Raw genomic sequence first — 22,867 nt, 5'->3', positions numbered from 1 at the left:
CGGTCGAAGTCGAAGAACACCAGGTAGGTGCGGGCCGGAGCCGGAGCAGCAGCGGCCGGAGCCGGAGCAGCGATGGGGGCCGGGGCCGGACGCGGCGTGTTGAAGGCATAGCGGATGCCCAGCATCACCGAGTGGTTCTCAGCCTGGTCGGCGCGGAAGTCGCCACGCGCGACCGTCGCGCCGGTCGGGCTCACCACCCGGCCGTCCAGCTTCGGCTCCAGCGTGCCCATGTACCGATACTCGAGCGTCAGCGCGAGGCCGGGAACCGCCGCAACGGGATAGGCCGCACCGGCGATGCCCTGCCAGGCGAACTTGCCATCCGTGTCGTCGATCACCAGGGAGTTGCCGCCCGGGGTGGCGCGGGTGGCACGCACGCCGTCATATTCTGTCCAGACATAGCCCACGCCGCCGCCGATATAGGGCTGCACGGGGAAGCCGGGGATGACGAAATCGTAGTAGGCGTTGGCCATCACGCCATACTGGCGGATGTCGCCATCGATGGAGCGGAAGGCGCGCGTGGTGGTCGGGCCGCCAAAGCCGCCGAACTTATCAACCTCGTTCTGGCGGTAGTTGCCCTCGATCTCAGCCCGGACGCCATTGCCGAAGCCCCAGCCGAGCGCGACCTGGCCGCCCCAGCCAGTGTTATGGCGGCTCTCGCCGGTGGAACCGGCATTCAGGCTGTTGAGATAGGTACGGTTGCCGCCCCGCGTCTCGAGGTCACGGTCCATAAGCCAGTTCGCGCCGGCACCGCCGGCGATGTAGAGGCCCGTCACGGGCTGGAAGGGAGTCTGGGCCATCGCAGTAGCCGGCACCACCAAAACTGTGGCGGCCAGCAGGGCCTTACGGAACGACATTTCAGTTTTCCCTCGTGTGTTGGCCAACCGCCGTTAGAAACGGATCAGCCAGGAAGCCCACATGCGTCTGCCGGTCAGGCGCCTCAATCCAGCGTGCCGTCATTCGCGCCCACTGTAGCAGAACTGCCACAATTCCGTTCTGCTGGCTGCATAAGCCAGGCTGGCATCAATTCCGCCTGGACATTGCGTTGAAGTTGACGGAATGGGGAAAACTACATCTCGTGGTTGTGTACGCGTCGTCCTGCAACGGCGAAGGCTAACGGCAGTGTGGTTTTTTAGCCCGCTGCCTGTTGCTCCTCGATCACCAAGTGGGGCGCTGGAAGTTCTGAGGGCCTGGATCGGTCAGGCAGGGCGGCTAAGACGCCCAGCTCCAGGCAAACGCAGTGTCATTCAGGGCACATGCTTGCGGCAAAGCCGCAACTAGGCCGAACCCTCGTTGCGTTCTGAGAAACGGTCAGTCACTTTCCCGTCACCCGCTCGAATTGATCTTGGAGGATCTGATTTAATGCATCGCCCAATCGCCGCCCTGGCCCTTGTCGGCGCACTGTCGGGGGTTTCTACGGCGGCCCAGGCGCAGTTCGCCGTGGACCTGACGGTAAACGGCCGGACGGAGACCCGGACCTTCTCCAGCGTTGAGAGCGCCCTCTCTCTCCTCCAGGGAAGCGGCATCCGCTCGATCTTCCCCGAGTTCCGCGCCGGCACTGCAGTGAATGCGTCGGTCAACTTTGCTGGGCTAACGCTCCCCATCACCGTACCAGCGGGCACGACCACGGCGATCCTGACGGTGCCCGGTACCAATTCTTCGGTGGCCTTCCAGGGCCAGACAGCGGGCCAGACGCAGAACCAGCTCCGTCAGTTCTTCTCGGGCGCGGTCACCTCGGGCGACCCGATCAGCGCGCTGCCGGCCGAGGTGCGTGCGACTCTCCCGGCCGAAGTGCAGAACTCGATCCGTGCGACGCTGACCCAGGTCGTGCAGGAGGCCGTGGCCACCACCATCTATGACCCCATCGCCGGCAACCCGACCGCGCTGATGCCGCAGATGGTCGCATCCGACTTCCTGGCCGGCACTGCGCCCTCTGGTGCCCTGCTCGGCACCGACACGACGCGGCCGGACGGGTTCCGCTTCAGCGTCGGCGCCTTCTACACAGGCTCGACCAGCGGCCAGTTCGACGTGGACGCGGTGACCCTGCCGCTCCGGGCTTCGTACTACAATGCGGCCAACGGCACCGAAGTCTTCCTGGACGTGCCGATCGCCTATTACGAGACCGAGGGAGCTCACCACTACCAGGGATCGGCGGGGCTCGGCGTGCGGCAGGTTGTGCTGCGGCGGCCCGGCCTGGAATGGGCCCTGACCCCCGTGCTGCGCTACGGCATCGCCGGTTCCAAGAATCTTGGCCGTGGTTCGCAGGCCGTGGGTGGCTCGGTCACCAGCGATCTGCGCATCGGCCTGCCGTCCGACTTCACGCTCGCGATTGGCAACACGGTCGCCTACTACCAGACCAAGCCCTATGACTTCGGTGGCTACAACATCCGCTACGACCTGCAGAACCAGTTCTACCGGAATGGCGTGAGCCTGTCCCATCCGGTCGGCGAGGCCTTCGGCGTGCCGCTGCATCTCGGCGTCTCGTTCGTCGATACGCGCGTGACGGGCGACCGGACGGCGGTGTCCTCCTGGCAGGAATATGGCGTCACGCTGCAGACCGGTGGCCGTACGCCGATCCGGCTCGCCGCGAGCTACATCGACGGCAAGAGTGATTTCTCCGCCGTGCATGTGGGGCTGAGCGTCGCCTTCTGACGGCAGGCGAGGTCCTGAAGGGGCCGGGCGTGGCAATGGCCGCGCCCGGCCCTTTTACGTTTCAGAAGGAGGACCCCGGCTGCTGAAGGAAGGCGGCCTCCTCCGATGTGGTCGGACGGCCAAGGGCCGCGTTGCGATGCGGGAAGCGGCCGAAGCGCCGGATGATGCGCCAATGCCGCCAGGCATAATCCACTGTGCCACCCGGCCGGGCATGCAGCGGGTCGTCACGCAGCCCCTCGAACAGGGCAACGGAGAGATCCTGATCCGTCTGATCCTCGGAGTGCTCGAAGGGCAGGTAGAGGAAGATCCGTTCCACCTCCGTCAGCGCCAGGTCCTGGGCACGGCCCAGTACCGCGCGCCTTGCCACGGCACGGGCCAGCGGATCAGCCGCGAAGGCGCGCGCCGTTCCGCGATGAAGGTTGCGCGGCAGCTGGTCCAGCAGAATGCAAAGGGCCAGCGCGCCCTTCGGCGTTTCCGCCCAGTCCTCCAACTCGCCCCGTAACGCTGCTTCGGCGGCCGGGCCGAGACGCTGCCGCAACGCTTCGTCGAAAGCGAGATCAAGCTTGAACCAGCGCTCCCGATATGTGCCCGGCTCCCCCTCGAACCAGGTTTCCAGCACATCCTCGGGGCGGGTCATTCGACCGTCTCCCTGTCCAGCGCCATCTCCATGACCCGCACGGAATGCAGCGCGGTGCGTCCGGTCAGATCCGCGATCTGGTGCCGGCAGGAGGTGCCGTCGGCCACGATCAGGTCCTCCGTAGGCGCGGCCCTTACGGCCGGGGCAAGGGAGAGCTCGCCCATGGCCTTCGACACCTCGACGCGCCGTGCGTCATAGCCGAAGGCGCCAGCCATGCCGCAGCAGGAGGAGGTGATCGGCTTGACCTCCAACCCGGGCACCTGGCGCAACGTCTTCACCGCGTCGGGAAAGGCGCCGAAGGACTTCTGATGGCAGTGGCCGTGAATATGGGCGGCCGCGGCGACGGGCTTCATCGGCAGTTCCGCTTTTTCCCGGACCAGGAACTCCGAAAGAAGCATCGCGCGGTCCGCCAGCCGGTCCGCTGCCTCACCGGGAAGCAGCGACTTGAATTCGTCGCGCAGGGTGAGGAGGCAGGAGGGCTCGAGCCCCAACACCGGCAGGTCAGAACCGGAGAGCGCATCCAGGGTTCGCCGTGCCTCGGCCCGCGCCTCATCCACCATGCCGGCCGCCAGATAAGTGCGGCCGCAGCAGAGCGGTCGCGCACCTTCAGCCACCCGGGCCGGCACGGCACGGTAGCCGGCGGCGCGCAGCACGCGGCGGGCCGCGTGCAGGTTCTCGGGTTCGAAATAGCGGTTGAAGGTATCGGCGAGCAGCAGGACATCGCCACGCGGGGCAGGGGCGTCGTCCAGCGTGTCCCGGAAGGGATTGGGGGAGAAGCGGGGAAGGGCACGTTCCCGCGCAAAGCCCAGCGCCTTTTCGCCCAGGCTCCGCGCCCCGGGCACCCATTCCCGCGCATTGGCCAGGAATGGCGCCCGCGAGGCGATCGGCGCCCAGCGCGGCAGGGTGGCGATGAGCCGATCCTTGGCGGAGACGCCGTGCTTTTTCGCACGGGCATACTGGGCCTCGATCTTCATCTTCGCCATGTCCACGCCAGTCGGGCATTCGCGACGGCAGCCCTTGCAGGACACGCAGAGCGAGAGCGCCTCGGCCACATCGTCGGAGGCGAGGGCCTCGGGGCCAAGCTGCCCTGTCAGCGCCAGGCGCAGCGTATTGGCGCGGCCCCGCGTCAGGTCCCGCTCATTCCGCGTGACCCGGAAGCTCGGGCACATGACATTGGCGTCGAACTTCCGGCAGGTGCCATTATTGTTGCACATCTCGACGGCGCCGAGAAAACCGCCCTGCGGCCCCGGCCAGGCCGACCAGTCCAGCACCGGCGTGACGGACGGATCGGCGGCATAGTCGGGCGGGTAGCGGAACAGCGTGCGGTCATCCATGCGCGGCGGGCGCACGACGCGGCCGGGATTCATCAGGCCCTGCGGATCGAACGCGTCCTTCACCGCCTCGAAGGCGCGGACGATGCGCGGGCCGTACATCTCCTCGTGGAATTCGGAGCGAACGATGCCGTCGCCATGCTCGCCGGAATGGCTGCCCTTGTATTCGCGGACGAGCGCGAAGCATTCCTCCGCGATCTGCCGCATTCGGCGCACATCCTCGCCGTCCTTCATGTTCAACACGGGGCGGACATGCAGGCAGCCGACGCTAGCATGGGCATACCAGGTGCCCTTGGTGCCGTGGCGCTCGAAAACGTCGTTCAGCCGCTCCGTGTACTCGGCCAGGTCATCCAGCGGCACCGCCGTATCCTCGATGAAGGAGACGGGTTTCCCGTCGCCCTTCATGGACATCATGATGTTCAGCCCGGCCTCGCGCACCTCGGCGATGGCGGCCTGGAAGGCGGCATCGGTGGCGCGCACAACCTGACCGGGCAGGCCGAGATCGCCCATCATCTCCTCCAGCCGCGCGAGGTCGCGCAGCAGGGCGGCGTCGTCATGCCCGTGGAACTCGACAATGAGCAGGGAGTCCGGCTCGCCGATCACGATCTTGTCGATCGTGTCGCGGTAAATGGAGATGGAGCGGCCGAGATCGATCATGGTGCGATCGACCAGCTCGACCGCCTCCGGATTCAGTGTGACGAGGTGCTTCGACGCCTCCATGGCGCGGCGGAAGGTCGGGAACTGGCAGATGCCCAGCACCTTGCGCGGCTTGATCGGCCAAAGCTTCAGCTCCAGCCCGGCGGAGAAGGCAAGGGTGCCCTCACTGCCCACGAGGATGCGCGCCAGATTGCCGCGGCCTTGCCTGCGAGCCTCGGGTGTCAGCGCTTCCAGATCGTAGCCGCCGACACGGCGCAGCACCTTGGGAAACCGCGCGGCGATCTCGGCCGCTTCGGCCGCTCCAAGAGCACGCAGGCGGTTCACGAGCTCCGCCACTGTGGCGGGCACGCCCTCACCAAGATTGTCAGGCAGCTCGCCGAAGGCGAAGCGTTCACCGCCGGGCAGGATAGCGTCAATGGACAGCACATTATCCGCCATCAGCCCGTAGCGGATGGATTTCGATCCGCAGGAGTTATTCGCCGCCATCCCGCCGATGGTGCAGCGCGCCCAGGTGGAGGGGTCAACCGGGAAGAACAGCCCGTCCTTCTTCAGCGCGTCGTTCAGCGCGCCCAGCGCGATGCCGGGCTGTACCGTGGCGCGCATCGCAGCCTTGTCGACCGAGACCAGGTTCCGCAGGTGCTTGCTGCAATCCAGCACCAGCGCCCGGTTCACGGTCTGGCCGCACTGGCTGGTGCCACCGCCGCGGGGCAGGACAGGCACGCCTTCCTCGCGGCAAATAGCCATGGCGGCAGCCACGTCCTCCACCGTGCGAGGGATGAGCACCCCGATCGGCTCCACCTGATAGATGCTGGCATCGGTGGCGTAACGGCCTCGGTCGCCGGCGCCGAACAGCACCTCGCCTTGGGTTTCCCGCTTCAGGCGGGCGGCGAGGCGGCTGTCGCCGGGGGCGATGCGCGACCGGGTAATGGCGTTCATTCAAGGCGTCTCCTGCGGGCCCAACCTAGCGGGGCCGGGCCAGCCCGTCGCATCCATAATGCTCATCGCTCGGACGCGCCGCGCTCATCGGCGCGGCGTCAGCGCCGGGCGATCACCGCCACGGGCCCGCCGCCATCCGGCCCCTGATGCTCCGCCCCGCCTGAGACGAAAAGATCCGTCCGCCCCACCGCGGCCGCGACCACCCCGCCCACTAAAGCGCGCGCGTGGCGCGTGGCGTTGATGTCGCTGTCGTCCCACATGATGTGGCGCCGGCCGCGGATGCTGCCGGTGCTGGAGGGTTCGGCCTTCACCAGCAGCGCCACGAGCCGTTCAGCCTGCTCTGGCGATAGCTGCCCGCTTGCCGCGCCAAGCCCCACGCCCCGCAAGGCAGACTGCACCGCCGGCAGGTCAATGGCGTCCTTCATCACGGCATGGGCAATGGTCAGGTCGCCCGCCCAATGCGGGCTGACGCCGAAGACGATCACCTCGTTCCGCACCAGTTCCACCCCTGCCGAGGCGCTGGCACGGCCGGACCAGAGGGAGAGATCGGCCCCGATCGCCGCGTCCGACAGCTTCTCCGGCGCCACCTCGCCGAGGGCAAGCGCCACTCCTAATGCCGAGGCGCCGCGCGACAGACCCATGGACTCATAGGTGTCCGCGGTCGCGACATCCTGGCCACGGGACGCCGCATCGGCCACCCGGGCGGTGGTTAGCAACGGGCATTTCACCTGCACGAAATGCACCTGTTCCGGATCCGACAGGGCGGCATGCCGCATGGCGTTCCGCACGGCGTCCGCGGTGGCCTCGAGCTGTGGCATGCGGCCGATCTCCTCCGGCCGGAAGGACGGCGTAAAGGCCGTGCCGACCGCGAGCGCCCCGCCCGGCACGGGACGGTCGGGTGACTCTGTTACCGCGAGCACGAGGAAATGGGGCGAGAGCCCGCCTTCAGTGCCGCCCGACATGACCATGGCGACCCGCTCGAGCACCGTGTCGCGGGAGACGCCGAGGCGGGCAGCGAGCATCGTGCCTAGTTCGGCCACCGCATAGGCCCGCGTGAAGTCGTTGACGCAGCCATTTCCCTCAGTCTTGCCAAGGATGGCGACGATTGATGCCGGGTCCAGCCGCCCCGCATCGATCAGGACCTCGATGGCTGACATGTCGCCGGGATGGGCCATGGGTACCCGATGCAGGACGGCGCGGCGGGTCATCCCAGAGGCGGGGGCGTCGGTCAGAGTCATGGTGGTCCTTGGAAGGGTGCGGCTGGCAGGGTGCCGCAATCCGGCCGAAGGGGAAGGGGGCGGCGCCCCATCATCCATGAAGCTCATCAATGGAACGCGCCGAACTCATTGGCGCCCCAGGGGAGCAACCGCTAGACCGGCGGGCAGAGCGGAGGACGCCCATGGCCTATTTCACCTCCCGGCCCGAGAACGGCCGGCATTTCCTGCAGATTCCCGGCCCGACCAATGTGCCGGACCGTGTCCTGCGGGCGCTCGACAACCCGACCATGGATCATCGCGGCCCGGACTTCGGTGTGCTGGGCAGCCGTGTGCTGGAGAAGCTCAAGCCGGTCTTCGGCACCAGCGGCCCGGTCATCATCTACCCGGCCTCCGGGACTGGCGCGTGGGAGGCAGCGCTGGTGAACACGCTCTCGCCCGGCGACACGGTGCTGATGTGCGAGACGGGCTGGTTCGCCCATCTCTGGCAGGAGATGGCGGAGCGCCTGGGCCTGAAGCCCCGCCTGCTGGAGACCGATTGGCGCCGGGCCGCGGACGCGCCGGCCATCGAGGCGGCGCTCCGGGCCGACCGGGAGCACGAGATCAAGGCGGTGTGCGTCGTCCATAACGAGACGAGCACGGGCTGCACCTCCCGCATCGACGAGGTGCGGCGGGCCATGGACGCGGCGGGCCATCCGGCGCTGCTGCTGGTGGACACCATCTCCTCCCTCGGTTCCATCGATTACCGCCACGAGGAATGGGGCGTCGACGTCACCGTCTCGGGCAGCCAGAAAGGGCTGATGCTGCCCCCCGGCCTGTCATTCAATGCCGTGTCTCAGAAGGCACTGAAGGCGGCCGAGAGCGCGAAGCTTCCGCGCAGCTTCTGGGATTGGAAGCCGATGCTGGCCGCCAACGCCACAGGCTACTTCCCCTATACGCCCGCCACCAACATGCTTTACGCGCTGGACACGGCGCTCGACATGCTGATGGCTGAGGGCCTGCCCAATGTCTTCGCCCGTCATGACCGCCATGCAGAGGCCACGCGCCGCGCTGTGCGTGCTTGGGGCCTGGAGGTGCAATGCGCCGAGCCCCGGCACTACTCCTCGGCCCTCACCGCTGTCCGCATGCCGGAGGGCCATTCGGCCAACGCGCTACGCGCCGCCATTCTTGAGCGCTTCGACATGTCGCTTGGAAACGGTCTGGGGCGGCTGAACGACAAGGTTTTCCGCATCGGCCATTTGGGCAGTTTCAACGACCTCTCCCTGCTCGGCACGCTGGGCGGGGTGGAGATGGGGCTGCGCGTGGCGGGAGTGCCGCATCAGGCTGGTGGGGTGAAGGCCGCCATGGACTTTCTGGCGGGCAACGCCTGATAGGGAAGCCGCGCCGGGCTTGCTCCAGGCAGCCCACCGCCTGAGCTTACGGGCTGCCTCGACGGGGTTTTGGCATGCCTATCGGCGCCGGAGAGCGATTCCGGCCCGGTTTTCCGGCAGTCGCGCCGGGACGGCGACGTTTCCGTGAGTTCGGCGCGCGGAGTCGCCCAGAACCGGCCTTGCGTAGGTTCGCTCCGCGAGGCCGCTGCACGGGGGCGCCAGCGGCCGTGCGGCGCAGCGTGGCGTCGTACTGCCGGTCGGTCGGCAGCGTCCAGCCTCGATACCCGGCCAAGGACGGCACAGTCAGTTTGGGGCAGCGCAATCCCTGAAGCGCCGAGGCGGTTTCCTGCTCTCCACAGGCGCAGGCATTGTGCCGGCCGCGCCGGTCTTGTGTATCTCACCGGTGCGGAACACGTTATGAAGACCGGAACTCCGGAAGGCGGGATTCGTCAGGTCTTGATCAAAGTCGTGCCTGCCAATGCTTAATGTCGCACGGTGCTGCCACTGTGTCGGGCGGGGGCGTGCGAGGATGCAAAATCCTGGACGCGGCCGTCGGGCAGGCTAGAAATGACAGCGCGTATCCTGGTGGTCGACGATATCGCCGCCAACCTTAAGCTTCTCGAAGCCCGCCTCAACGCCGAGTACTACGAGGTCGCCCTGGCCAGTTCCGGGCCGGAGGCGCTTCGCTTAGCTCAGTCCTGGGCGCCGGACGTCATCCTCTTGGACGTGATGATGCCGGGAATGGACGGCTACGAGGTCTGCCGCCTTCTCAAGGCATCGCCGCAGATGGCTCATATCCCGGTGGTGATGATCACCGCCTTGATCGATCAGGCCGAGCGGGTCAGGGGGCTGGAGGCGGGAGCGGACGACTTCCTGTCGAAGCCGGTGGATCACGCAACGCTCTTTGCGCGGCTGCGGGCGCTGCTGCGGACGAAGCAGGTGCTGGACGCCTTCCGCCTTCGGACCGAGACGGCGAAGGATCTCGGCTTCGAGCCCATGCCGGACCCTTCGCGCAGCGTCGCCGGTGCGCGCGCCTTGCTGGCAACCGAGGACAATGCCGAGGCTCAGACGCTCTCGGCCATCCTCGCCCAGGACGGCCTCGTGGTGACCCGGGCGGCCGATGTGAATATCGCCTGGGACAGGCTGCTGCACGAAGAGTTCGACCTCGCTGTTGTCAGCCTCTGGCTCGATGACGGGGAGGGGCTCCGCCTAGCCTCCCGTATGCGGGCCCAGAGCTCGATGCGCGAGGTGCCGGTCCTGCTTGTGGCCGATGCGGACCAGCGGAACCAAGTGCTGCGGGGCTTCGACCTTGGCGCCAACGACCATGTGCTGCGGCCGGTGGACGCAAACGAGCTGCGCGCCCGCGCGCGCAACCAAATCCGCCGCAAGCGCTACCAGGAGCGGCTGCGCGCCGATCTCCAGCGCAGCCTTGAAATGGCTGTCACCGACAGCCTGACCGGGCTGCGGAATCGCCGCTACGTGTTGCGGCATCTGGAAGGGCTGCTTCGCGCCGGTGGTGCCACGCTGCTCCTGATCGATGTGGACCACTTCAAGTCGGTCAACGACACCTATGGCCATGCAATCGGCGATGCAGTGCTGCGGGAAGTGGCGGATCGCCTTCGCTTGCATGTGCGGGCGGTAGATGTGGTGGCGCGTTTCGGCGGGGAGGAGTTCGTCGTCGCAATGGCGCCTCAGCCGCCCGATGACGCGGGCATGGTCGCCGAGCGGCTGCGCCTTGCAGTCTGCGCGGAACCGGTTCTCCTGGGGGACAAAACCCTGCCGGTGAGCATCAGCATCGGCGTTGCCGTGGCCATAGCGGATTGCACGGTGGACCGATTGGCTTCAGTGGCGGATGTGGCGCTCTACCGCGCAAAGGCGAACGGCCGGAACCGGGTTGAGATGGCGCTGCCCTCGGACTGGGGGCAGGAGAGTTCCTAGTCCTGACCACGGCGGGCGCAGCGGCCGGCCGTGACGCGCTGCGCAAATGCGAAAGGGGCGGCGGGCCATCGGCCCGCCGCCCCTTTTCCTTGCCATCGACGTGGCTAAACGAAAGACCTACTCGCTGGCTTCGATCCCGAGCCCGCCGACCGCGGTGTTGATGAAGCGGAGATGCGAGCTGGGCGCGGGTGCCTCCGCCACTTCCTCCATCGCGCCGCCGTTGCGCACCATCATCGGGCCGCGAGATCCTGGGGCGCCTTCGGCTCGGTTGAAGATGAAGCCGTAGGTCGGATAAACCCGGCCGTAATTGCCGGAATCCAGCCCGACCTGCACGCGCACCGCGGTCCAGTCATTGGCGTCGGACACGTCGACAACCGAAATGTTCCGGGTGACCGTGCCCTTGCGGATGCCCGGGCCCTCCCAGTTCGCGTGATGAACCGTGATCTCGCGGGAGCTCACCTGGCGCTCCACCACGGCCACATGGCCGGCCTGCATTCCGCCCGAGGAGCGGAAGACGAGAACCGCGCCCGGCTCGGGCCGGTGCCCGCGCTGATAGAGGCCCGCAGCGTTATGCCACCACATGCCGCCGTTTCCGGTGACATCCATACCGGTGACCATCCGGGCATAGGGCACGCAGGAAATGCCGCCGCGGGAGGTCGCCATTGCGAAGCTAGGCCCCGCCTGACGGGAAGCGCTGCCGCCGCGCCGCATGACTGCCTTGGAGCTGGTCGCGCGCACCGGACGGGCCTCGATATGGGCCTGGCGGCCCGACGGACCGGAGGCTTGGTGGGCCGAAACATGCTTCGCACCGCCCCGGTTAGGAGACGAAGCCTCGGCCGTGGCGCTCAGATGCGGTGCGAAGACAAGGCCGCAAACTGCGAGCATCGCAACGGTCGTGCTTCGTGCCTGCATGTAGATCCCCCAAGATCGTGCTCTTCTGCCGGCTAGGCCGGCCTGCCCGTAGAGGCACTGGTCACGCCCGTGTTACCGGCTGCAATGAAACCGGAGCAACGGGAGAGGGTGTTTCAAGACGCAATCTGGCGTGATTCGCCGCCTGGAACCGGCTCGCAGTTTCGCGATGGGGAGAGCATTCCTAGGAAAGCGGCTATTCGAACCTGCTGCCACAGTGTTGCGGCATGGAGGCCACGCACGGTTTGCGGAACGATGTTGGATTCCAACACCGTTCCGCATGGCCGCTCAGCGGCAGGCGGTGACCATGATTTCCACCAGGTGCCGCGGGTCGGCCATGTTGGCCTGAACGCAGGCGCGGACCGGAGCACCACCGGCGGGCAGCCAGGCCGACCAGAGCTTGTTCATGGCGTCACGATCGCGAATGTCCTTCAGCCAGATCTGGGCCTGGAGGAGGCGCGTCTTGTCGGTGCCATGCTCTTCGAGCGCGGCGTCGATCTTGTCGAGAATCTGCTGGGTCTGCCCGGCGACGTCCTGCGACAGGTCGTCGGCGGTGAGGCCCGCCAGGTAGACGAAGCCATGATACTCGACCGAGGTCGAGAGAATCGGGCCGCTGCCCTTGCGAAGGATCGCGCTCATGTCTGGAAACTCCGAGGCCGGAATGGCGCGGGGCTTCTAGGGCGCGAAAAGGGCGGGCGGCAAGACGTCGCTCCGGTAGAGCCCCCCGCAAGTTACGGGATCAGGCAACCAGGGCAGGCCCGCCACTCGCATTGGCGTGGATCATCGTCTCGAAGACGCTGACGCCATGGATGGCCTCCTCCACCGGCAAGGGATAGGCCGGACCGCCCGCGACGGCTGAAGCGAAGGCCTCCAGTTCGGCTCGCTCGATATCCGTCGGATCGAAGCGGCGCTCCCAGCCCTGCCCGTCGCGTGGCTGGAAGACGAGTGTCTCCATGTCGCGCTGTTCCACCCGGCCCTGCGTGCCGAAAAGGGCGACCCGCCAGACCCGCGGAGCGGAGGCCAGCGTGGCGAAAAGGCCTGTGGGGCCTGCCCGGAAGCGGCAGAGCATGGCCGTGGTGTCGTCCAACCCGTTGGTAAGCACCTGCGCCTGACTGATCACCGATACCCGCTCGATCGGGCCAGCCAAGTTGATCATCATGTCGATCATATGGATGCCCATGGCGCCCATGCCGCCGAGCGGGCTCTCGTGTTTATCGGCACGCCACATGCCTGTCTTCCAAGAATCGGCCGCCGCGCCGCTGATCTGGCCCTCAACATGCAGAAGCGTGCCAAGGGCTCCCTCGGCGAGCAGGCGCTTCATCTCCGCCACGGCCGGTAGGAAGCGGCGATTATGGCCGAGCGCCATGACCACCCCAGCCTGCCGGCAGGCCGCCACTGCGGCCTCGGCGCTTGCCCTGGAGAGGGTGAAAGGCTTTTCGACGAAGACATGCTTGCCGGCGCGAGCGGCGGCGATCACCTGCTCCGCGTGCTGTTGGTGCGGGGTGGCCAGCACCACGGCCTTCACGCGCGGGTCCGCCAGCACGGCATCCAGATCGGGCAGGAGGTCCAGCCCCTTCTCGGCCGCCCAGGCACGAGCCTTATCCGGCGTGCGCGTGGCGCCGGCCACGAACCGAATGCCGGTGCCTTCACGCCCCTGCACGCTGTTCACCAGGGTCTGGCCCCAGCGCCCCATCCCGACCAAGGCCGCGTCGAGCATCACTGAACCTTCTCCTTCGAGCCTTCCAGGGAGCGCGCGATCGCGCCCATGCGCGACATACCCCAGACCAGGACGACTAGGGCGAGGGCGGCGGCCATCAGGGTCGGCAGGCGCAGCCCCAGCACCTCCCCGGCCGTGCCGAGGATGAGGGCGCCCAGAGCCGGGCAGGCGCGGGTGACCAGGGCCCAGAGTGACATGATGCGCCCGCGCATTGCCGGCGAGGCCGCCGTCTGGGCGAGGATCTGGACGGAGATACCATGGGCCGAGGCCGCTGCGCCGATGGCCGCGCCGCAGAACAGGGCGAAGCCAAAATGCCCGGTGGCCACGAAGCCGATCGTGGCTAGGATCTGGGCGAGGATAGCGAGGACCGCGATGCGGGTCGTGCCCGCCAGACGCCCCCGGGAGGCGACGAGCAACCCCGTGACGAGGGCGCCGACGGCGAAGCAGGCGGTGAGCAGGGCCATGGCCTCGGCGCCGCGGCCGAAGAGCCTGTCCACATAGGGCGGCAGGATCTCCTGCACGCCGCGGAGCAGGACGGAGGAAAGGGCGGAGAAGGCCACGATGGGGCCCAGCCCAGGATGCCGGGCGGCGTAGCGGACCCCCTCAAGCGTCTCAGAGAGAAGCGACGTCGTCGCAGCATGCCCGCGCCGCTGCGCCGGATCGATGCGGAGCCCGGGCATGGACAGAGTGGCGAAGCCATGCCCGAGCGCATTGCAGAGGATGGCCGGCGCCACGCCCCAGCCTGCGATGACGAAGCCCGCGAGACCCGGGCCGATGAAGCGGGCAACATTGAACAGCAGGCTGTTGGCCGCCACCGCCGCCGGAAGGTTGTCGCGACCGACCAGCGCTGGAATGAGGGTCTGCCGCGCCGGTTGGGCGAAGCAGGCGGCCGTGCCGCTGACCATCTCAAGGGCGAAGAGCAGGCCGATGGAGATGTGCCCCGTCGCCGTCAGGCTCGCGACCGCCGCGGCCTCGATCGCGATGACGCTCTGCGAGACCATGGTGAGGCGTACCCGGTCCACACGGTCCGCCACGGCGCCGGCAATGGGGCTGACCAGCACGGCGGGGGCGAGGTCCGCGAAGGCGATCAGCCCGACCCAGGCGGCGCTGTGCGACAATTCCCAGGCAAGCCAGGCCACCCCGATCCGGTGCATCCAGAGGCCGGTCCAGGCGCAAAGGCTGGCGCCGAAGAAGATGCGGGCGTTGCGGCTGGACAGGGCCCGGGTGAGTGGCCCGGCGACGATCCGGGCAAAGAGATTGGGCACGGGCGCCTCAGCGCCGCGGGGTCGCGCCCCCGGCCGGCGCGCGCGCCGACTCAGCCCCTGTTGCACCCCGTACGCATTCCGCGGCCATGCGGTCGCGGTCATAGATCTGGGCGATCTGGTCGGTCATCACCTGCGGCCCAAGATAGGAGGTGGTGCCGACCCGCGCGTTGTAGTCGTCCTGCCGCATGAGCTGGCCGCGATCACGGTACCGCACGACGCGCTCAGCTTCCGCGCGGCAGGCGGCGTTCACGGCGGCACGCGCGCCCTGCGGGCCGGTCGCGGGCGGCGGGGGCTCGGCGCAGGCCGCGAGTCCCGCCAGCAGAGCGGCTGCCAGGAGCGCTTGGGACTGGAACTTCATACGGGAGTCGCTCCGGGAATTCTGCTCGGCGTCTTCAGGCTCGGCCGCGCAAGGCGGTGCCGCAACCCCTCTTCATCGAAGCGGGCCGCGTCGTCCAGGGGCTGCGTCGCGGCGGCCCGAAGAAGATCGGGGTGCAGCACCGTTCCCTCCCGGCCGATGTCGAACAGGCCACGCATCCAGGGAGCCCGGCCCATTACCTCCAGCAGCGCGAGGAGGCGCAGAAGAATGGCCAGTCCCTCGGCATGGTCCAGGCCAATACGGCGATCGATCGCCTCTGCCCAGCAGCAGGCGTCGCGGTCCTCCAGCAGCAGATCCAGTGGCGGCGCGTCCGCGGTCCGCCCCTTGAAACGAAAGGCGCGGGGCGGGCCCTCCAGAGCCGCCGCTGCCGCGTCGCGCGCCGTTTCCCAGGCGGAGAGAAGGGCGCGCGGCGTGACGGTCGGGGTCGCTTCGGGCGGGAAGGGGATGGCGTAGGCGGCGGGCATGATGGGTGGAAGGTGGGGAGCCACCCGACCAAAGGTCAGGGCTTGACCAGCCCCCGGACAATGCGCCGAGGATTGCCCATGAGCGAATTGCCCGACCTTCCCGCCGCCACCCTGCTGCGCCGCCTGCGCGAGGGTCATCTCCGGCCTGTTGAGTTGACCGAGGCGCTGCTCGACCGCGTAGCCCGGCGTGAAGGCATCGTCCGCGCCTTCGCCACGCTGGACGAGGCCGGCTGGCGATCAGCCGCTGCCGCCGCCCGGACCGATTCCCCCCTGGCTGGGCTGCCGGTCGGGGTGAAGGACGTGCTTGATACGGCGGCGTTGCCCAGTGGCTATGGCTCCCCGATCTGGGAGGGCCACCGCCCCCGCGCCGATGCGGCCAGCGTGGCGCGAATGCAGGCCGCTGGCGGAATCATTGCCGGCAAGACCGTGACGACGGAATTCGCCACCCGGCATCCCGGGCCGACCACCAACCCACATGACTCGGCCCGAACACCCGGCGGGTCCTCCCAGGGCTCTGCGGCAGGCGTGGCGGCCGGGTTCTTTCCTCTGGCCTTCGGCACGCAGACGGCTGGCTCGGTGATCCGCCCCGCGGCCTATTGCGGGATCACCGGCTTCAAACCGAGCTACGGGCTGATCCACCGGGCCGGCATGAAGGTGATGAGCGAGACACTGGACACGATCGGCACCATGGCGCGGGACGTGGTGGGCTGCGCCATGCTGGCTGGCGCCTGTGCCGGGCTGGACTGGATGGCGGCGCTGGGCCAGCGCAGCGCGGCGCCGCGCATCGCCCTCATCCCCGCGCATGACGAGTCCCTGCTTTCGCCTGAGACGATGAGCCTGCTGGACAAGGCCGCCGGCGTCCTCGCGGCCGCCGGCGCGCGGGTCACCCGGCCCGCCATGCCAGAGGCCGTGGCGGCGGCTGTCCCGGCCCATCAGGTGGTGATGCAGGGCGAGACGCGCCACGCGCTGGCCTGGGAATTGGCGACTGCGCCGGAGCGGATCTCCGACGTCCTGCGGGAGCGGATGGAATGGGCCGGCTCCCTGCCGGAACAGGCCCTGCCCGAGGCGCGTGGCACGCTGGCCACGGCGCGCCGCGCCTATAGCGACTTCATGGCGGAGTACGATCTGGTGCTGACGGCAAGCGCGCAGGACGAGGCGCCGCTAGGGCTGGAATCCACGGGCCAAGCCGTTTGCAACCTTCTCTGGACCTCGCTGCACGCCCCCTGCGTGACACTTCCAGCCGGGAAGGGGCCGAACGGGATGCCGCTCGGGGTCCAACTCGTCGGCCGGATCGGGGCCGACGCGGCGCTGCTCGCCCACGCAGAATGGTCCGAGGCTGCGCTGCATTGAGGCGCAGGCTCTGAGGCGCAGGCTGCGCCTCAGAGCCCCTTCAGCGTCTCCACCGTGTCAAAATCGCGCAGCACGCCGTCATCGGCCATCTCCACATTGAACAGGCGGTCGCCGTGATGGCCGGTCAGGTGGCGGGCGCCAACATCGCCCGTGATGGAGAGGATCTCCTCGAAAAACTCGCGCCCCCAGAGCACCGGGTTGCCCTGCTTGCCACGGAAGGTCGGCTGGATAATCGCGCGGCCTTCCTCCGGGTCGAAGGCCGCGACGATACGATCGAGCATGGCCGGGCTGACCAGCGGCATGTCGCCCAGCATGACCAGCGCGCCTTCCACATCCGGCGGCAGGGCGGCGATGCCCGCCTTGAGCGAGGCGGAGAGACCTTCGGAATAGGACTCGGCATGGGTCATCAGCACGGGGCGGCCGGCCAGCGCCTCCTCGACCCGCTCACGCTCATGGCCGGTCACGACCAGCACGGGGCGGGCGCGGCTGGCAAGCACATTGTCCACCACCCGGGCGATCATGGCGTGGCCGGACTTGTCCGCGACCATGAGCTTGTTCAGGGGTGCCATGCGGCGGGACCGGCCGGCGGCCAACACCAGGGCGGCAACCTTGCGCGGGCGGCGGGGCGCCTTGACGGCGGGGGTACTCGGGGCGTCGCCGCGGGGCAGGGGGCGCGTCTCAATTTCCTTCAGCAGCCCGCCCACGCCCATGCGCATGATGGATTTCGGTGTGACGGGGATGCCGGCGAAAAGGCGCTCCAGCACCCAGTCGAAGCCGTTCACCTTGGGGCTGCGGGCGCAGCCCGGCAGGACCATGGCAGGGATCTCGCCGATCCGGCCGAGGCAGAGCAGGTTGCCGGGGTCCACCGGCATGCCGAAATGCTCGATCGTGCCGCCGGCCCGGATAATCGCGGCCGGGGCGACATCGCGCCTGTCCACCACGGCGGAGGCACCAAGCACGAGCAGCATCTCGGCGCCGGCCTTGCGCAGCCGGTGCAAAGCCTCGGCGACGGCGGGCGTCTCATGGGCGCAGCGCTCGTGGGGCAGCAGCGTGCCGCCCAGGGCTTCGACCCGGGCGCGGGTGGCCTCGGCGCCGTTCTCGATCACCTTTTCCTTCTGCCCCGGCAGCTCGGAGGTCACGAGGCCAACCCTGAGCGGGCGGAACGGATGCAGGGTGAGGGCGGGGGCGCCGCGCAGCATGGCCTCGGCCACCTGCAGCGCGCCACCGGGCACGGCGAAAGGAATGACCTTCAGCGTGGCGAGCATGTCCTTCGGCTCGACCACGGTGAAATCCGGCAGGGTGGCGAGGGTGAGGCTTTCGTCCAGCGCGTTCAGCCGGTCGATCAGGGCGACATCCACGCGAAGCAGGCCGCGGGCCTCGGCTAGCAGGTTCACGCGGCCGGTCGCGGCACGGCTGCGTGCGATCAGCGGGCGGAGCATGGCATTGGCCATCCGGTCCGCCGCCTCGTCCTCCGGTACGTCGCCGGACTCGAGCCGGGCGGCGATGACCTCGCCATGCCGGGCGGCGCGGAGGGCATCGATCGCCTCCGCATCCAGCACAGTGCCCTTCTTCAGCACGCGGTCCGGCAGGCGCAGCGTATGGGCAAGAATGGCGCCGCGCGCCTCCTCCAGCGGGGTGGGACCAAAGATCATTGGAGCCTACCCCGGCGAGCCGCGACCACTTGGGCAATGATGGAAAGGGCGATCTCCGGCGCCGTGACAGCGCCGATATCCAGCCCCACGGGAGCGCGGATGCGGGCGATGGCTTCCGGGCCATGCCCGGCCTCGGTCAGTCGGTCCACGCGCTTTGCATGGGTCCGGCGGCTGCCGAGGGCGCCGATGTAGAAGGCATCGGACCGCAGAGCGACATCCAGCGCCGGGTCGTCCAGCTTGGGATCATGGGTCAGGGTCACGATGGCCGTGCGCGAGTCGGGCTTCAGCGCGTTCAGCGCGTCATCCGGCCATTCGTCGACCAGCGTAACCTCGCCGGTGAAGCGCTCCTCCGTCGCGAAGGCGCGGCGCGGGTCCACGACGGTCACGGCCAGCCCGACGGCGGCCGCCATGGGTACCAACGCCTGCGCGACATGCACGGCACCGACAATGATCAGCCGCGGCGGCGGCGTCTGCGGCTGGACGAACCAGGTGACGTCCTCGACCGTCACCGGGCCGGCGCGGTCGTCCCGCAACGCGGCCTCGGCGGCTTCGGCCAGGGAGGAAGGCACCGACACGTCGGGATAGAGATGCTGGGCGCCATCCGGCAGACGGGTGAGCAGCGCCACGGGTCGGCGCGTGGCGCGGGCCTCTTGGAGCCGGGCGAGGGTTTCGGGGGTCACGCCAGCGGTTCCACGAAGACCTTCAGCTTGCCGCCGCAGGCCAATCCGACTTCCCAGGCACGCTCGTCAGTGATGCCGAAATCCAGGAGTTGCGGCGTGCCGGTTTCCATCACCTGCTTCGCGATGTCGGCCACCGCCCCCTCGATACAGCCGCCGGAAACGGAGCCGGCGAGCCGCCCGCTGCCAGTTACGGCCAGGCGGGAGCCGGCGGGGCGGGGAGAGGAGCCCCAGGTTTCGACCACGGTCGCCAAGGCGACCTTCTCCCCCTCGGCGCGCCAGGCGCGGGCGGTTTCCAGGATGTCCTCGGTACCGCTCATGCGGATCTCCCGTTATTCGGCCCGGCCGCGGAAAGGGTCGCGACCAGGGCTCGCAGGCTGTCCAGATTATGCACCTGGCGATGCTCGTGAACATGCGGGAGGAGGGCACGTATGCCCGCAGCGCGGGGCTGGAACCCGGCATAGCGCAGGAGCGGGTTGAGCCAGATCAGGCGCCGGCAGGAATGCGAAAGGCGTTCGGCGGCCTCGGAAAGCCCCTCGGCACCGCCTCGGTCCAGCCCATCGGTGATCAGCAGCACCACCGCGCCCTGGCCGAGAACGCGGCGGGCCCAGAGGCGGTTGAAGCGGTCCAGCGCCTCCCCGATCCGGGTGCCTCCGGACCAGTCCGGCAGGATGTGCGAGACGGCCTGGAAGGCGACCTCCGGGTCGCGGTTGCGCAGCGCGCGGGTGATGTTGGTCAGGCGCGTGCCGAAGACGAAGCTGTGGACGCGGTCCCTGTTGTTCTCCACCGCGTGCAGGAAATGGAGCAGAATCTGCGCATAGCGGGCCATGCTTCCCGAGACGTCGCAGAGGAGCACCAGCGGCGGCGGCCGGGTGATGCGGCGGCGCCGTGCGATGGTGGCGATCTCCCCGCCCAGGCGCATGGATTGGCGGATCGTGGCGCGCAGGTCCACGCGCGGGCCGGAGGGATCCGGACGGAACCGGCGCGTCGGGCGTTCGGCGAGCGGCAGGGTCAGGCGGCGGATCTCGCGCTTGGCGGCCGCCAGCTCCTCGGCCGTCATGGCCTCGAAATCGAGCCGGTTCAGGCGCTCGCGGTCACTGACCGTGAGGGCGGAGTCCTCCCGCCGTTCCGGCTCACCCGCGGGGGCCGAAGGCGGGCTGCCGCCGGGCATGGCCTCGGAAACGCGGCGTGAAGCCGGCGGCAGGGTCTCCGGCGGCGGGTCGTCCTCACCGGGCGGACGGACCAGCGCATCCGGGTCGCGCCAGAACAGGTCGAAGGCGCTGTCGAAGACCTCAAAATGATCGCGCCGGTGGACCATGGTCGCACGCAGCGCTGCCTTGAACGCGGCACGGTCGGATACCGGGATATGGGCCAGTGCCTCAGAGGCGGCCAGGGTCTCGGCAGGGCCGACGGGCAGACCCGCGCGGCGCAGCATCCGACCAAAGGCAAGGAGATTGGCGGCGAGGGCGCTCAAGAGGTCGCCTCGCGCGCCTCCTCCACCCGGCGGGCCAGCTCCGCGCCGCGCAGCTTGGCGATGTCGTCCTGGTATTTCAGCAGCACACCCAGCGTGGCCTCGGCGGCTGCCGGCTCCAGCTCCCGCCGGTTCAGCGCGGTCAGGGCGCGGGCCCAGTCCACCGTCTCAGCCACGCCGGGCGGCTTGAAGAAGGCGTCCCCGCCGCGCAGGCCCTGGACGAAGGCAACCACCTGGGCGGAAAGCGCCGCGGGCACTTCCGGCGCGCGACGTTCCAGAATGGCGCGCTCCCGCACGGGATCTGGGTAGTCCACCCAGTGATAGAGGCAGCGGCGCCGGATGGCGTCGTGCACCTCCCGCGTGCGGTTGGAGGTGATGACGACCACGGGCGGCGTCTCGGCCCGGATCGTGCCGAGCTCCGGCACAGTGATCTGGAAGTCGGCCAGGATCTCCAGCAGGAAGGCCTCGAAGGGCTCATCCGCGCGATCCAGCTCGTCGATCAGGAGAAGGGCAGGGCTGCCCTCAAGCGCCTGGAGCAGCGGGCGCGGTTCCAGGAAGCGGCGGTCGTAGAGACCGCGCTCCAAGGCGGATCGGTCGTGCTCGCCTTTGCCTTCGGCCAGCCGAATCGCCATCAGCTGGCGCGCGTGGTTCCATTCATAAGCCGCGGAAGCCAGGTCCATGCCGTCGTGGCATTGCAGCCGCACCAGGCGACGCGGGAGTTGTGCCGCGAGGACCTTGGCGATCTCAGTCTTGCCGGTACCGGGCTCGCCCTCCAGCAACAGAGGGCGGCCCATGGCGAGGGCGAGATGGACCGTGGTGGCGAGCGCCCGGTCCGCGACATAGCCGCCGGCCTCCAGCATGGCCTGGGTGGCGGCGACGTCCTTGGGCGGGAACTCAGCCAATGACGAAGAGCAGCCCCAGAACGCCCAGCCAGAGCACGCTGCCGATCCAGAAGGTGATCGGCAGGCCATAGGGCTGGCGCGGGATGGCGGCCAGGGCAGCCATCAGGCCGCTCGTCGCGGTGGCGGGGCGCATCTGCGCGACGGCGGTGCGGCGCTCCGTGACGGGCTGGCCGGTGGTGCTGATCGCATCCGGCGTCGTTGGTACGGTGTCCGAGGCCGCGGAAGCCGCTACAGGAACCTCCGGGATCGCCGCGGGCGCCGGGGCGAGTTGAGCGGCGAAGCGGTCGAAGAACTGATCCGCCATCTGGCGGGCGGTGCTGTCCACCAGCCGGGCGCCGAGCTGGGCCATCTTGCCGCCGACCTGCGCCTTCACATTGTAGTTCAGCGTGGTGGTGGTGGGGCCTTCCTCGATCAGGGAGACATCCGCGCCGCCGCGGGCGAAGCCCATGGCGCCGCCTTGGCCTTCACCGGTGATGGTGTAGCCCGCGGGCGGGTTCACATTGGTGAGCGTGACCTTCCCGCCAAACCGGGCGGACATCGGCCCGATGCGGACCGCGACCTTGGCTTCGAAGCTGTCAGGGCCGGTCCGCTCCACCGACTCGCAGCCAGGGATGGAGGCCTGGAGGACGGCGGGGTCGTTCAGCGCCTCCCAGACCCGCTCGCGCGGGGCCTCGATACGGCGGCTCCCCGTCATGTCCATGCGTCAGTCTCCCCTGTTGCCGATCCGTGTCGCGCCGCAAACTAGGCGCAGGTCGGGCGCTGGGAAAGGGCACTCCCGACGATAGCGGGGCTGAATGCCGCGCATTTGGCCCCGAAGGGGGTGGGTGCTAGCTTCGGCGAATGACGGAGGCGCCCTCTGCCGGAACTGGCCCGCGCCGTTCCATGCGCCCCGCGACAGCCATCCCGGAGGTGCCCATGCCCTATGTGATCGGAGAGGACGTTCCGGATCTTCCGGCCGGTCAGCGCTTTCGCGCGCTGCTGGAGCGCCCTGGCATCCTGCGCATGCCCGGCGCCCATACCGGGATGGCGGCGCTGCTGGCCAGGCGGGCGGGATTCGAGGCGCTCTACATCTCCGGTGCCGCGATGTCGGCCAATATGGGCCTGCCCGATCTCGGCATGATCACGGTGGAGGATGTCTGCTGGCACATCCGCCAGGTGGCCCGGGCCTCGGCCCTTCCGGCCCTGGTCGATGGCGATACGGGCTACGGCGAGGCGTTGAACGTCATGCACATGGTCCGCTCCTTCGAGGATGCGGGGGCGGCGGCGGTCCAGCTGGAAGACCAGTTGCTGCCCAAGAAGTGCGGGCATCTGAATGACAAGAAGCTGGCCGACCCGCAGGATTTCGCGGCGAA

The 22,867-nt window shown here is 68.8% G+C and carries 21 protein-coding genes; 5 read left to right on the top strand and 16 right to left on the bottom strand.

What is annotated here, in order from left to right; translation table 11 throughout:
• A partial coding sequence (locus ACO1BU_RS30045) for an outer membrane protein (protein WP_424139640.1) occupies positions 1-854 on the bottom strand: 854 nt, incomplete at its 3' end.
• 505 nt (positions 855-1,359) lie between these two features.
• Here ACO1BU_RS30045 and ACO1BU_RS30040 point away from each other — a divergent pair.
• Positions 1,360-2,649, top strand: a complete 1,290-nt coding sequence (locus tag ACO1BU_RS30040; protein WP_424139639.1) for a hypothetical protein — start codon at positions 1,360-1,362, stop codon at positions 2,647-2,649.
• Positions 2,650-2,710: 61 nt separating this feature from the next.
• Here ACO1BU_RS30040 and ACO1BU_RS30035 read toward each other — a convergent pair whose 3' ends face one another.
• From ACO1BU_RS30035 to atzD, 3 genes are all read right to left on the bottom strand, one after another.
• On the bottom strand, positions 2,711-3,286 hold the full coding sequence (locus tag ACO1BU_RS30035; protein WP_424139638.1) for a DUF924 family protein: 576 nt from the start codon (positions 3,284-3,286) through the stop codon (positions 2,711-2,713).
• Positions 3,283-6,210 (bottom strand): FAD-binding and (Fe-S)-binding domain-containing protein, encoded by a 2,928-nt coding sequence (locus ACO1BU_RS30030; protein WP_424139637.1) that lies wholly within the window; start codon positions 6,208-6,210, stop codon positions 3,283-3,285. Before ACO1BU_RS30030 ends, ACO1BU_RS30035 begins: the two co-directional genes overlap by 4 nt.
• A gap of 98 nt (positions 6,211-6,308) precedes the next feature.
• A complete protein-coding gene (gene atzD, locus ACO1BU_RS30025; RefSeq protein ID WP_424139636.1) occupies positions 6,309-7,448 on the bottom strand; it encodes a cyanuric acid amidohydrolase in 1,140 nt (379 codons plus the stop codon).
• Between the two features lie 161 nt (positions 7,449-7,609).
• Between atzD and ACO1BU_RS30020 the strand changes: the two genes are divergently transcribed.
• A complete protein-coding gene (locus tag ACO1BU_RS30020) occupies positions 7,610-8,794 on the top strand; it encodes a pyridoxal-phosphate-dependent aminotransferase family protein (protein ID WP_424139635.1) in 1,185 nt (394 codons plus the stop codon).
• Between the two features lie 567 nt (positions 8,795-9,361).
• The gene (locus ACO1BU_RS30015) at positions 9,362-10,732 is read left to right on the top strand and encodes a PleD family two-component system response regulator (protein WP_424139634.1); all 1,371 of its coding nucleotides are present in this window, start codon (positions 9,362-9,364) and stop codon (positions 10,730-10,732) included.
• A 117-nt stretch (positions 10,733-10,849) separates the two neighbouring features.
• Here the strand turns inward: ACO1BU_RS30015 and ACO1BU_RS30010 are convergent, their stop codons facing one another.
• The 6 genes from ACO1BU_RS30010 to ACO1BU_RS29985 form a co-directional block, all read right to left on the bottom strand.
• A complete protein-coding gene (locus ACO1BU_RS30010) occupies positions 10,850-11,644 on the bottom strand; it encodes a CHAP domain-containing protein (RefSeq protein WP_424139633.1) in 795 nt (264 codons plus the stop codon).
• 285 nt (positions 11,645-11,929) lie between these two features.
• On the bottom strand, positions 11,930-12,280 hold the full coding sequence (locus ACO1BU_RS30005; protein ID WP_424139632.1) for a RidA family protein: 351 nt from the start codon (positions 12,278-12,280) through the stop codon (positions 11,930-11,932).
• A gap of 100 nt (positions 12,281-12,380) precedes the next feature.
• Positions 12,381-13,358: a Gfo/Idh/MocA family protein gene (locus tag ACO1BU_RS30000; RefSeq protein WP_424139631.1), complete on the bottom strand. Its 978-nt coding sequence runs from the start codon at positions 13,356-13,358 to the stop codon at positions 12,381-12,383.
• Positions 13,358-14,623: an MFS transporter gene (locus ACO1BU_RS29995; RefSeq protein WP_424139630.1), complete on the bottom strand. Its 1,266-nt coding sequence runs from the start codon at positions 14,621-14,623 to the stop codon at positions 13,358-13,360. Before ACO1BU_RS29995 ends, ACO1BU_RS30000 begins: the two co-directional genes overlap by 1 nt.
• A 7-nt stretch (positions 14,624-14,630) precedes the next feature.
• Entirely contained in the window at positions 14,631-14,981 is a 351-nt protein-coding gene (locus ACO1BU_RS29990; RefSeq protein WP_424139629.1) for a hypothetical protein, read from the bottom strand.
• Positions 14,978-15,463 carry a hypothetical protein gene (locus ACO1BU_RS29985; RefSeq protein WP_424139628.1) on the bottom strand — a complete coding sequence of 162 codons (486 nt, stop codon included), beginning with the start codon at positions 15,461-15,463 and terminating at the stop codon, positions 14,978-14,980. Before ACO1BU_RS29985 ends, ACO1BU_RS29990 begins: the two co-directional genes overlap by 4 nt.
• A gap of 78 nt (positions 15,464-15,541) precedes the next feature.
• On the opposite strand from ACO1BU_RS29985, the gene ACO1BU_RS29980 reads away from it, so the two are divergent.
• Positions 15,542-16,813 carry an amidase gene (locus ACO1BU_RS29980; protein WP_424139627.1) on the top strand — a complete coding sequence of 424 codons (1,272 nt, stop codon included), beginning with the start codon at positions 15,542-15,544 and terminating at the stop codon, positions 16,811-16,813.
• Positions 16,814-16,842: 29 nt separating this feature from the next.
• On the opposite strand, the gene ACO1BU_RS29975 is transcribed toward ACO1BU_RS29980, so the two are convergent.
• From ACO1BU_RS29975 to ACO1BU_RS29950, 6 genes are read right to left on the bottom strand one after another with little or no spacing between them, the layout of a single operon-like run.
• Complete coding sequence (locus ACO1BU_RS29975) at positions 16,843-18,465, bottom strand: NTP transferase domain-containing protein (RefSeq protein ID WP_424139626.1); 1,623 nt, start codon at positions 18,463-18,465, stop codon at positions 16,843-16,845.
• Positions 18,462-19,145, bottom strand: coding sequence for an XdhC family protein (locus ACO1BU_RS29970; RefSeq protein WP_424139625.1), 684 nt, complete (start codon positions 19,143-19,145; stop codon positions 18,462-18,464). The genes ACO1BU_RS29975 and ACO1BU_RS29970 overlap by 4 nt, the downstream gene beginning before the upstream one ends.
• The gene (locus tag ACO1BU_RS29965; RefSeq protein ID WP_424139624.1) at positions 19,142-19,462 is read right to left on the bottom strand and encodes an XdhC family protein; all 321 of its coding nucleotides are present in this window, start codon (positions 19,460-19,462) and stop codon (positions 19,142-19,144) included. Before ACO1BU_RS29965 ends, ACO1BU_RS29970 begins: the two co-directional genes overlap by 4 nt.
• Entirely contained in the window at positions 19,459-20,616 is a 1,158-nt protein-coding gene (locus ACO1BU_RS29960; protein WP_424139623.1) for a vWA domain-containing protein, read from the bottom strand. Before ACO1BU_RS29960 ends, ACO1BU_RS29965 begins: the two co-directional genes overlap by 4 nt.
• On the bottom strand, positions 20,613-21,515 hold the full coding sequence (locus ACO1BU_RS29955; RefSeq protein WP_481133250.1) for an AAA family ATPase: 903 nt from the start codon (positions 21,513-21,515) through the stop codon (positions 20,613-20,615). Before ACO1BU_RS29955 ends, ACO1BU_RS29960 begins: the two co-directional genes overlap by 4 nt.
• Complete coding sequence (locus tag ACO1BU_RS29950) at positions 21,508-22,215, bottom strand: SRPBCC family protein (RefSeq protein ID WP_424139622.1); 708 nt, start codon at positions 22,213-22,215, stop codon at positions 21,508-21,510. Before ACO1BU_RS29950 ends, ACO1BU_RS29955 begins: the two co-directional genes overlap by 8 nt.
• A gap of 215 nt (positions 22,216-22,430) precedes the next feature.
• Here ACO1BU_RS29950 and ACO1BU_RS29945 point away from each other — a divergent pair.
• Positions 22,431-22,867: isocitrate lyase/phosphoenolpyruvate mutase family protein (locus ACO1BU_RS29945; RefSeq protein ID WP_424139641.1), on the top strand; the 437-nt coding region annotated here is incomplete at its 3' end.

Source organism: Roseomonas chloroacetimidivorans (assembly GCF_049629625.1).
Taxonomy (GTDB): domain Bacteria; phylum Pseudomonadota; class Alphaproteobacteria; order Acetobacterales; family Acetobacteraceae; genus Roseomonas; species Roseomonas chloroacetimidivorans.
The sequence above is the reverse complement of the archived record's forward strand: the minus strand, read 5'-3'. Positions and strand labels throughout refer to the sequence as shown.

What these genes read in the sequence shown, in the direction of transcription:
- ACO1BU_RS29965 (WP_424139624.1), bottom strand. Translation starts at nt 19,462, where the DNA reads ATGAGCGGTACCGAGGACATCCTGGAAACCGCCCGCGCCTGGCGCGCC.
- ACO1BU_RS30040 (WP_424139639.1), top strand. Translation starts at nt 1,360, where the DNA reads ATGCATCGCCCAATCGCCGCCCTGGCCCTTGTCGGCGCACTGTCGGGG.
- ACO1BU_RS29980 (WP_424139627.1), top strand. Translation starts at nt 15,542, where the DNA reads ATGAGCGAATTGCCCGACCTTCCCGCCGCCACCCTGCTGCGCCGCCTG.
- ACO1BU_RS30015 (WP_424139634.1), top strand. Translation starts at nt 9,362, where the DNA reads ATGACAGCGCGTATCCTGGTGGTCGACGATATCGCCGCCAACCTTAAG.
- ACO1BU_RS29975 (WP_424139626.1), bottom strand. Translation starts at nt 18,465, where the DNA reads ATGATCTTTGGTCCCACCCCGCTGGAGGAGGCGCGCGGCGCCATTCTT.
- atzD (WP_424139636.1), bottom strand. Translation starts at nt 7,448, where the DNA reads ATGACTCTGACCGACGCCCCCGCCTCTGGGATGACCCGCCGCGCCGTC.
- ACO1BU_RS29985 (WP_424139628.1), bottom strand. Translation starts at nt 15,463, where the DNA reads ATGCCCGCCGCCTACGCCATCCCCTTCCCGCCCGAAGCGACCCCGACC.
- ACO1BU_RS30000 (WP_424139631.1), bottom strand. Translation starts at nt 13,358, where the DNA reads ATGCTCGACGCGGCCTTGGTCGGGATGGGGCGCTGGGGCCAGACCCTG.
- ACO1BU_RS29990 (WP_424139629.1), bottom strand. Translation starts at nt 14,981, where the DNA reads ATGAAGTTCCAGTCCCAAGCGCTCCTGGCAGCCGCTCTGCTGGCGGGA.
- ACO1BU_RS30010 (WP_424139633.1), bottom strand. Translation starts at nt 11,644, where the DNA reads ATGCAGGCACGAAGCACGACCGTTGCGATGCTCGCAGTTTGCGGCCTT.
- ACO1BU_RS30030 (WP_424139637.1), bottom strand. Translation starts at nt 6,210, where the DNA reads ATGAACGCCATTACCCGGTCGCGCATCGCCCCCGGCGACAGCCGCCTC.
- ACO1BU_RS30005 (WP_424139632.1), bottom strand. Translation starts at nt 12,280, where the DNA reads ATGAGCGCGATCCTTCGCAAGGGCAGCGGCCCGATTCTCTCGACCTCG.
- ACO1BU_RS30035 (WP_424139638.1), bottom strand. Translation starts at nt 3,286, where the DNA reads ATGACCCGCCCCGAGGATGTGCTGGAAACCTGGTTCGAGGGGGAGCCG.
- ACO1BU_RS30020 (WP_424139635.1), top strand. Translation starts at nt 7,610, where the DNA reads ATGGCCTATTTCACCTCCCGGCCCGAGAACGGCCGGCATTTCCTGCAG.
- ACO1BU_RS29950 (WP_424139622.1), bottom strand. Translation starts at nt 22,215, where the DNA reads ATGGACATGACGGGGAGCCGCCGTATCGAGGCCCCGCGCGAGCGGGTC.